The sequence below is a fragment of the Acidovorax sp. GW460-11-11-14-LB4 genome (assembly GCF_059423685.1).
The window spans coordinates 22418-30332 of the sequence record NZ_JBWKYJ010000061.1; the positions used below are offsets into that span (position 1 = coordinate 22418).

The following is a 7915-nucleotide window of genomic DNA, read 5'->3' on the forward strand; positions in this document are numbered from 1 at the left end:
CTACTTGATCAGCAGCGCCGATCCGCTGCCGTGAATACGAAACACCGCCACAGCACTCACAAGGTCATCGGCCTGCCCACGCAGGCTGGATGCAGCAGCAGCCATCTCCTCCACAAGGGCCGCATTCTGCTGCGTGGCCTGGTCCATCAGCGTGACGGCCTCGCTCACCTGCGTGACCCCCGAGCTTTGCTCAGAGCTGGCAGCACTGATCTCCCCCATGAGGTGGGTGACGTTGCGTATGCTGGCAACCACCTCTGTCATGGTGTGGCCGGCCTTGTCCACGAGAGCCGTGCCGTGTTCCACGCGGCCGACACTTTCCGTGATCAACTGCTTGATCTCCTTTGCCGCAGCCGCGCTGCGCTGGGCCAGGTTGCGCACCTCGCTGGCCACCACGGCAAAGCCCCGCCCCTGGTCACCGGCACGGGCAGCCTCCACGGCCGCGTTCAGCGCCAGGATGTTGGTCTGGAATGCAATGCCGTCGATCACGCTGATGATGTCATTGATCTTGCGGCTGGAGTCGTTGATGTCCTTCATGGTGGCCACCACCATGGCCACCACGTCACCGCCTTGTTGCGCAACGGTCGACGCTGAATGCGCCAGGCGGTTGGCATGGATCGCGTTGTCTGCGTTCTGCTTCACGGTGGAGCCCAGTTGCTCCATGGAGGCAGCGGTTTGCTGCAGCGCGCTAGCCTGTTGTTCCGTGCGCATCGACAGGTTGTGGTTGCCTTGCGCGATCTCGGCGCTGGCGGTCGATACGCTTTCTGATCCCTGGCGCACCCCTGCCACCAGGTTGGAAAGACTCAGCCGCATGGCTTCCATCGAAGTGACTACCGAAGCAATTTCGTTCTTGCCCTGCGCCACCAGTGGGGTGGCCAGGTTGCCCCGCGCAAACTCCCGCGTCGCCTGGCTTGCCTCGTTCAGGGGCCGGACGATGGAGCGGGTGGTGGCCACACCCAGCACGCAGGCAAACACCACCATGGCCACGCTGAGCAAGATCAGCTGTAGCCGCAGCGATTCAAACTGGCGCATCGATTCCTGGCTGGCACGTTTGCTGATGGCGTCGCTCTCGGCCAGGAAGGCTTCGATGTCGGCCACCAGCCTGGTCAGCAGGGGGCGGCATTGCTCGTTGATTTTCTTGATCGCCGCATCTTTTTCCCCTTGGCTCCCCAGTCGGGTGATCTCCAGCGCCACGGGGCCATAGGCCGCTTCGGTGTTCTTGATCTGGGCCAGCAGCTTGTTGAGGGGGGCGGTTTCAGGCGGGCCGACCTTGAGGGCATCTTCGACTCCCTGGAGTGCCTTGCCCATGCCTTCATGTGCGATTCCAATGCGACGTGTTTCCGCGTCGGCATCTTCCTTGGAGCCCGCGATCACCAGGTTGCGGGCAGACACGGCCCTCGCATTGGCTGTATCCAGCACCCGGTTGCCCAGGCTTTTGATCACGTTCAGGTGATTGACCTGGTTGTCCAGGCTCTCCTGTGTCATGGACTCGCCACGGATACCCATGATGGCGACCAGGATCAGTGCACAGGTCAGGACAACATATCCAATACCAAGACGCGTCTTGATGCTCAGGTTCTGCAGGACATTCATGCGATGGACCCTCCAGCTGGTGATACGGGATGAGGCGCTTTTTCGGAGCACGCAGGAGCGGCAGGAAACCGGTGTTTACCTTTTCGCAACGTGGGGCGCAACACGTTGCCACCGCCACCCTGCGGCGTTCTGGCGATATCGATGCGGCGGTGCGCAGCCGCCGCCTTGGGCGCACGATGGTGCACAGGCCCTGATCTTCTGGGGGTTCCGGCGCGCGTCAAGAAGTTTTTGACCGAAAGGTGCGAAAGGCGCGCTGGGCACCCTGCTTGTGCAGGGGTAAGCGAGGGCGGGCGTGACCTGCCCTAACCGCGCACCGCACTTCTGAATGCGGCAGACAGTGCTGCAATGGCATCACTGGGTCGGCCATCCGGGGCCCGGCTGTGAAGCACCACCGGCAGGCTTGGCAGTGCAGGAAGCCCAAGCCGGGCACCTACGTCCACCGCGCCCCAGGGCAACATGCGGGGTGCCAGTGCGGCTACGCCCAGCCCTGCAACAACGGCTGCGGACACTGCCGCCACGCCGCCGCCCACAAACACCTCGCGCCAGGGGATGGCGGCCGCATCCAGCAGTTTTCCAGCCATCGCACGCACACCGCAGGGCTCTGCCAGGGTGGCCAGCGGCAGGGTGGAACCAGCGCGGTGCTGCCAGTGAGGCGCGGCAAACCAGCCAAATCGCTCTTCGGCCAGCACTTCGCCATCGCTGCGCCCGGCATGCATGCGGACCATGGCCGCGTCGAGTTCGCGCCGGTCAAAGCTTTGCAGCAGGTCGCCCGACGAGCCGATCCGGATGTCGATCAACAGCTGAGGGTCTTGTGCGTTCATGCGAGCAATCAGTGCGGGCAGTTCAGGCCCGGCGACGTGGTCACTGATGCCGATGGCCAAACGCTGCGGTGCTTCACCCAGCGCAGCCAGAGCACGCTCATGTGCAGCAAGCAGTGCGCGGCCATGGTCCAGGAAGGCGGCTCCCTGCGCTGACAGTTCCACATACCGGGGGGTACGCTCCAGCAGCCGGCAGCCCAGCCGGTCCTCCAGCCGCTTGAGCTTGAGGCTCACAGCGGCCTGGCTGGTCTGCATGGCCTCGGCTGCTCGGGTAAAGCTCTCCAGCTCGGCAACACGGACAAAAGCCTCGACGGCATCCAGATCCAGAGGGCGTTGCATGATATGTTTTTGTTATTGTTGATATAAGTATCAATAGCATATCAATATGGATAGCATGGCACCAGCTTTTTCACAAAAGGACCCTCCATGCCGCTCATCCACATTGCCATGCGTGCCGGCAAGCCCGTTGCCTACCGGCAAGCGATTTTCGACACGCTGTACCGCGCCATGCGCGAGACCTTCAATGTGCCCGAGGACGATCAGTTCATGACCCTGACCGAGCACGATGCCGCGAATTTCCGCTACAGCCCGTCGTACCTGGGTGTGGCACGCAGCGACGATGTGGTGTTCATCCAGATCACTGCGAACAACACACGCACGCTGGAGCAGAAGAAGGCGCTGTTTCAGCGCATCGCCCAGCTTCTGGGCGAAAGCCCAGGCCTCAGGCCGGAAGATGTATTCGTGAACATTGTTGAGGTGGCCAAGGAGAACTGGTCCTTCGGCCACGGGCTGGCGCAATACGCCTGAGGGCTGGCGCGGGGGCAGAAACCGCCAGCTCCAGGACATGGGGCGAAGCCGGCAACAGACGCCAGTCAACGCCAGCCGATGCCAACGGGAAGGAGACGCCACGCACCATCTGCGTGGCGCATGCCGATTTTTGCGCTTCAGCCCAGATCGGCGGCCGAGGGCAGGTACAACCCCTCGGCGGTAGTGATGGCGCGCGCAGCCCGTGCTGCCCGCGCCGTGGCGATGGCTGTGGCCTCGGCCGCCATGGTGGCCAGCACCATCATGCCCGGGCTCTTGCCGCTGCGGCCCGTGCCCAGGCTGAAGAGGGTGTCGCCGTCCGACATGGTGTGCACGGGGTTGATGCTGCGTGCCAGCCCGTCGTGCGCGGCCACGGCCAGGCGATGGGCCTGCACCTTGGTGATGACCGCATCGGTGGCGACCACCCCGATGGTGGTGTTGGTGCCCGCCAGCAGGGGCTGGGGCGGGTCGCCGCGCAGCAGGGCGCGGCGTGTGTCGCGCAGGCGCAGGCCGTCGTCGGTGCGGGCTCCGGCAATGACTTGGGCGGTGTCCGGGTCGATCACGTCGCCCAGCGCATTGCAGGCGATGAGCGCGCCCACTGTGACCCCGTCCACGGTGACCGAGGCGGTGCCGATGCCGCCCTTCATGGCACGCTGGATGCCGAAGATCTTGCCCAGCGCCGCGCCGGTGCCCGCGCCCACGTTGCCTTCGGCCGGGTCGGCGGTGGATGCTGCCTCGCATGCCGCGTAGCCCGCTGCCGCATCGGGGCGGATGCGCATGTCGCCCACCAGCAGGTCGAACAGCACCGCGGCGGGCACGATGGGCAGGCGGCCCACGGCCACGTCAAAACCCACGCCGCGCTCTTCAAGCCAGCGCACGGCGCCGGTGGCGGCGTCCAGCCCCCAGGCGCTGCCGCCCGCGAGCATGATGGCGTGCACCTTGTCCACCAGGTTGGAGGGGTGGAGCAAATCCGTCTCGCGCGTGCCGGGGGCTGCACCCCGCACATCCACTCCGGCCACGGCGCCCTCGCGGGTGATGATGACGGTGCAGCCCGTGGGGCGGCGGGTTTCGGTGAAGTGGCCGACCTCGATGCCGGCCACGCGGGTGATGCTGCCAGCGTCGCCAGCCATTGCGTGTGGAGAACTCATGGCTGGTGATTATGGTGCCCTGGGGCCGGGCGACAGTTGCGCAGCATCAGGGCCCTGGCGCTGCACGTGGAGTCGCGTCAGGGCGCTTTCTCGATCCATTGGACGTGGTAGGCACCGCTGACCTGTTCGGCCCGAAAGCGCACCTTGTCGCCGGGTTTCAGGTCGCCCACCACACCGGCGTCCGCCACGCGGAACACCATGGTCATGGGCGGCATCTCCAGGTTCTTGATCTCGCCATGCTTGAGGGTCAGGCGCAGGGTGCGCAGGTCCCAGCGGGTGATTTCGCCTTCGCTCAGATCCGCCGGTGGCGCGGACGGTGCGGTGGCGGCGGGGTGGTGGCTGCTGTGGCTGTCTGCGGCAGCCCCTGCAGGCGCCTGCGCCAGGGCGGGCCCTGCAACCAGGACAAGCAGGGCGGCAGCCAGCGGGATGGAGAAGAGGTGCTGGGTCATGTGGATGCCTTTTTGTTGTAGCTGTTGAAGATGCGCGTGCTGCCGTCGTGCGCTACCAGCAGCACGTCGTACGGGTCGCGCCGGTCGCCATACACGGCGCCGTCCATGCCTGGCGAGCCCACGGGCATGCCCGGCACGGCCAGGCCCAGGGCCTTGGGCTTTTGCTGCAGCAGCTTGCGCACATCGCTGGCGGGCACGTGGCCTTCCACCAGGTAGCCGCCCACCAGCGCGGTGTGGCACGAACCCAGCTTTGGCGGCAGGCCCAGGCGGGCGCGCACGGCGTTGTTGCCGGTGGCATGCACCTTCACGGCAAAGCCGTTGGCTTGCATGTGGTCCACCCAGTCCTGGCAGCATCCGCAGTTGGGGTCTTTCCACACCTCCAGCGGTGTGGGCGTGTTGGCGGCGGCGCGGGACCCAACTGGCAGCAAAGCGACGGCCAACCCCGCGCCCAGCAGAGGCAGAGTGGTGGCCAGCCATTGGCGGCGGGCAGGGCTGGGGAGCGCGGTCATGGATGCGGATGCAGCCCGAGGGCGTTGGAGGGTCATGGTGTTTCTCCTGGCGTTATGGATGGCGAGGCAGCACGGTGATGGTGCCGGTCATGCCGGCCTGGTAATGGCCGGGGATGAGGCAGGCAAAGTCAAAGCTGCTTGCGCGGTTGAAGTGCCACACGATGTCGCCCTGCTTGCCCGCTGCCACATGGGCCATGTAGGGCTCGTCGTGCTCCATGCCGGGGTGTTTTTTCATCAGCTCCGCGTGCTGGTCCAGCTCGGCCTTGGTGCCGATCACGATCTCGTGCAGCACCTTGCCTTGGTTCTCGGCACGCAGCCGCACGGTGTCGCCCTCGCGCACCTCGATGTGGCGGGGGCTGAACCGCATGTCGTCGCCCATGCGCACGGTGATCGTGCGGCGCACCTGCTGGGCATCGCCTGCAATGCCCCAGTCTTTTTGCTCTTTGGCCACGGGGGCTGTGGAGGTGCGGTGGGGCATGTTTTCATGCCCATAGGCAGAAAAAGTGCCGAATGCGCTAGTGCACATTGCCCAGGCAGCTATGAATTTAATAGTGTTCATGGTGATCATTGGCATCAATGTTGGTGGCCGCTGGCAGCGGGCTTGCGTGCATTGGCCGCGCCCGGGGCCGTGCCCGGGGTGTCGGTGCGTGCAGGGCGTGGTGTGGCGGCCGGGGCGCCTTGCCATTCAAAGGCCTGGGTGCCACGTGGCTGCCTGAAGTCGCCGGGGTCGGCATAGCTGTCTGCGGGTTGGTCAGCGCGCACCTTGAGGGTGGTGAACATGCCGCCCATCTCCAGCGGGCCGAAGGGGCCGGTGCCGGTCATCATCGGGAAGGTGTTGTCGGGCAGCGGCATCTCCATGGAGCCCATATCGGCCATGCCGCGCTCGCCCATCACCATGTAGTCGGGCACGATCTTCTGGATCTTGCCGACCAGGCCGCGGTGGTCCACGCCGATCATGGTGGGCACGGAGTGCCCCATGGCGCCCATGGTGTGGTGGCTCTTGTGGCAGTGCAGGGCCCAGTCGCCCGGCTCGTCGGCGATGAACTCCACCTGCCGCATCTGGCCCACGGCCACGTCGGTGGTCACCTCCGGCCAGCGCGCGCTCTTGGGCACGGGGCCGCCGTCGGTGCCGGTCACTTCAAACTCGTGCCCATGCAGATGGATGGGGTGGTTGGTCATGGTGAGGTTGCCCACGCGGATGCGCACGCGCTCGCCCTGGCGCGCCACCAGCGGGCTGATGGCAGGGAACACGCGGCTGTTCCAGCACCAGATGTTGTGGTCCAGCATGGTGTTGACCTTGGGGGTCATGCTGCCGGGCTCCACGTCAAAGGCGTTGAGCAGAAACGCGTAGTCGCGCTGCACCTTGGCGATCTGCGGATGGCTGCCCTTGGGGTGGGTGATCCACAGGCCCATCATGCCCATGGCCATCTGCACCATCTCGTCGGCATGCGGGTGGTACATGAAGGTGCCGGGGCGGCGCGCCACAAACTCGTACACGAAGGTCTTGCCGGGCTGGATGGCAGGCTGGGTGAGGCCGCCGACGCCGTCCATGCCGTTGGGCAGGCGCTGGCCGTGCCAGTGGATGGTGGTGTGCTCAGGCAGGCGGTTGGTGACGAAGATGCGCACGCGGTCGCCCTCGACCACCTCGATGGTGGGGCCGGGGCTCTGGCCGTTGTAGCCCCACATGTTGACCATGAAGCCGGGCGCCACCTCACGCACCACGGGCTCGGCCACCAGGTGGAACTCCTTGACGCCCGCGTTCATGCGCCATGGGGCGGTCCAGCCGTTCAGGGTGACCACGGGGTTGTAGGGGCGGCCGGTGGGCGGGTGCAGCGGTGGCGCGGTGTCGGCGCTGGACTGTGTGGCGGGCTCGGGCAGCGCGGCCAGGGCCACGCGGCTGACGGAGGCTGCGGCCACGGCCGTGGCGGCGCCAGAAAAGAAATTGCGGCGGTTCATGTCAGTGGCCTTGTGGGGTGGTGGAGGCTGCGGCGCCGGAGGTGAGGCCCTGCAGTGCGCCGGGCGAGGTGCCCGTCAGCGCCAGTTGCAGGTCGGTCTCGGCCAGCCAGAAGTCGCGCTGCGCTTCGATGGCGTTGGCCACGGCCTGCGTGCTGTTGCGTGCTTCGGCCAGCATGTCCCACACGCTGGCCAGCATGCCGTTGTAGCGCAGCGTGGTTTCGTCGGCGACGAGCTGGCGCAGGGGCACCACTTCAGCCTGCTGCTGGCGCGCCAGGTCGAGGGCCGTGCGGTAGGTGAGCCAGGCGGCGCGCACCTCGCTGCGGGCGCGCACGGCGGTGTCTTGCAGCTGGGCGGCGCTTTGCTCCACCTCGGCCTGGGCGCGGGTACGGGCTGCGCCGCCCCAGTCGAACAGGGGCAGCGGCAGTTCGATCTCCCAGCCGCGCTTGATGTCGCTGCTGCCGGTGGCGCGCTCGGTTGCGGTGTTGCGGCTGTACGCCAGGCCAATGTCGCCAAACAAGGCGCTAGCGCGGCTCCAGCCCTGGCGCGTGGCCTGGGTGTCGAGCTGGCGGCGCGCGGCCTGCACATCCAGCCGCTCGCGCAGGGCGGTGGCTTCGATACCGCCTGCGGGCAAGGGGGTGGCG

General features: G+C 66.5%; 9 protein-coding genes. 1 reads left to right on the plus strand and 8 read right to left on the minus strand.

Annotated features, from left to right (window positions below):
• Window positions 1–1590, minus strand: a complete 1590-nt coding sequence (locus AC07X4_RS18495) for a methyl-accepting chemotaxis protein (RefSeq protein WP_494740902.1) — start codon at window positions 1588–1590, stop codon at window positions 1–3.
• 302 nt (window positions 1591–1892) lie between these two features.
• Window positions 1893–2750 (minus strand): LysR family transcriptional regulator, encoded by an 858-nt coding sequence (locus AC07X4_RS18500; RefSeq protein ID WP_108499329.1) that lies wholly within the window; start codon window positions 2748–2750, stop codon window positions 1893–1895.
• 84 nt (window positions 2751–2834) lie between these two features.
• On the opposite strand from AC07X4_RS18500, the gene AC07X4_RS18505 reads away from it, so the two are divergent.
• A complete protein-coding gene (locus AC07X4_RS18505) occupies window positions 2835–3215 on the plus strand; it encodes a tautomerase family protein (protein WP_444824330.1) in 381 nt (126 codons plus the stop codon).
• 137 nt (window positions 3216–3352) lie between these two features.
• Here AC07X4_RS18505 and AC07X4_RS18510 read toward each other — a convergent pair whose 3' ends face one another.
• From AC07X4_RS18510 to AC07X4_RS18535, 6 genes are all read right to left on the minus strand, one after another.
• On the minus strand, window positions 3353–4360 hold the full coding sequence (locus AC07X4_RS18510) for a P1 family peptidase (RefSeq protein ID WP_494740903.1): 1008 nt from the start codon (window positions 4358–4360) through the stop codon (window positions 3353–3355).
• A 77-nt stretch (window positions 4361–4437) separates the two neighbouring features.
• The gene (locus AC07X4_RS18515; RefSeq protein ID WP_494740904.1) at window positions 4438–4809 is read right to left on the minus strand and encodes a copper-binding protein; all 372 of its coding nucleotides are present in this window, start codon (window positions 4807–4809) and stop codon (window positions 4438–4440) included.
• Entirely contained in the window at window positions 4806–5354 is a 549-nt protein-coding gene (locus AC07X4_RS18520) for a DUF411 domain-containing protein (protein ID WP_494740905.1), read from the minus strand. The genes AC07X4_RS18515 and AC07X4_RS18520 overlap by 4 nt, the downstream gene beginning before the upstream one ends.
• 16 nt (window positions 5355–5370) lie before the next feature.
• Window positions 5371–5877, minus strand: coding sequence for a cupredoxin domain-containing protein (locus tag AC07X4_RS18525; RefSeq protein ID WP_494740906.1), 507 nt, complete (start codon window positions 5875–5877; stop codon window positions 5371–5373).
• A gap of 14 nt (window positions 5878–5891) precedes the next feature.
• Window positions 5892–7274, minus strand: coding sequence for a multicopper oxidase family protein (locus AC07X4_RS18530; RefSeq protein ID WP_494740907.1), 1383 nt, complete (start codon window positions 7272–7274; stop codon window positions 5892–5894).
• A gap of 1 nt (window position 7275) precedes the next feature.
• Window positions 7276–7915: TolC family protein (locus tag AC07X4_RS18535; protein WP_494740908.1), on the minus strand; the 640-nt coding region annotated here is incomplete at its 5' end.

What these genes read in the sequence shown, in the direction of transcription:
- AC07X4_RS18495 (WP_494740902.1), bottom strand. Translation starts at nt 1,590, where the DNA reads ATGAATGTCCTGCAGAACCTGAGCATCAAGACGCGTCTTGGTATTGGA.
- AC07X4_RS18505 (WP_444824330.1), top strand. Translation starts at nt 2,835, where the DNA reads ATGCCGCTCATCCACATTGCCATGCGTGCCGGCAAGCCCGTTGCCTAC.
- AC07X4_RS18510 (WP_494740903.1), bottom strand. Translation starts at nt 4,360, where the DNA reads ATGAGTTCTCCACACGCAATGGCTGGCGACGCTGGCAGCATCACCCGC.
- AC07X4_RS18515 (WP_494740904.1), bottom strand. Translation starts at nt 4,809, where the DNA reads ATGACCCAGCACCTCTTCTCCATCCCGCTGGCTGCCGCCCTGCTTGTC.
- AC07X4_RS18520 (WP_494740905.1), bottom strand. Translation starts at nt 5,354, where the DNA reads ATGACCCTCCAACGCCCTCGGGCTGCATCCGCATCCATGACCGCGCTC.
- AC07X4_RS18525 (WP_494740906.1), bottom strand. Translation starts at nt 5,877, where the DNA reads ATGAACACTATTAAATTCATAGCTGCCTGGGCAATGTGCACTAGCGCA.
- AC07X4_RS18530 (WP_494740907.1), bottom strand. Translation starts at nt 7,274, where the DNA reads ATGAACCGCCGCAATTTCTTTTCTGGCGCCGCCACGGCCGTGGCCGCA.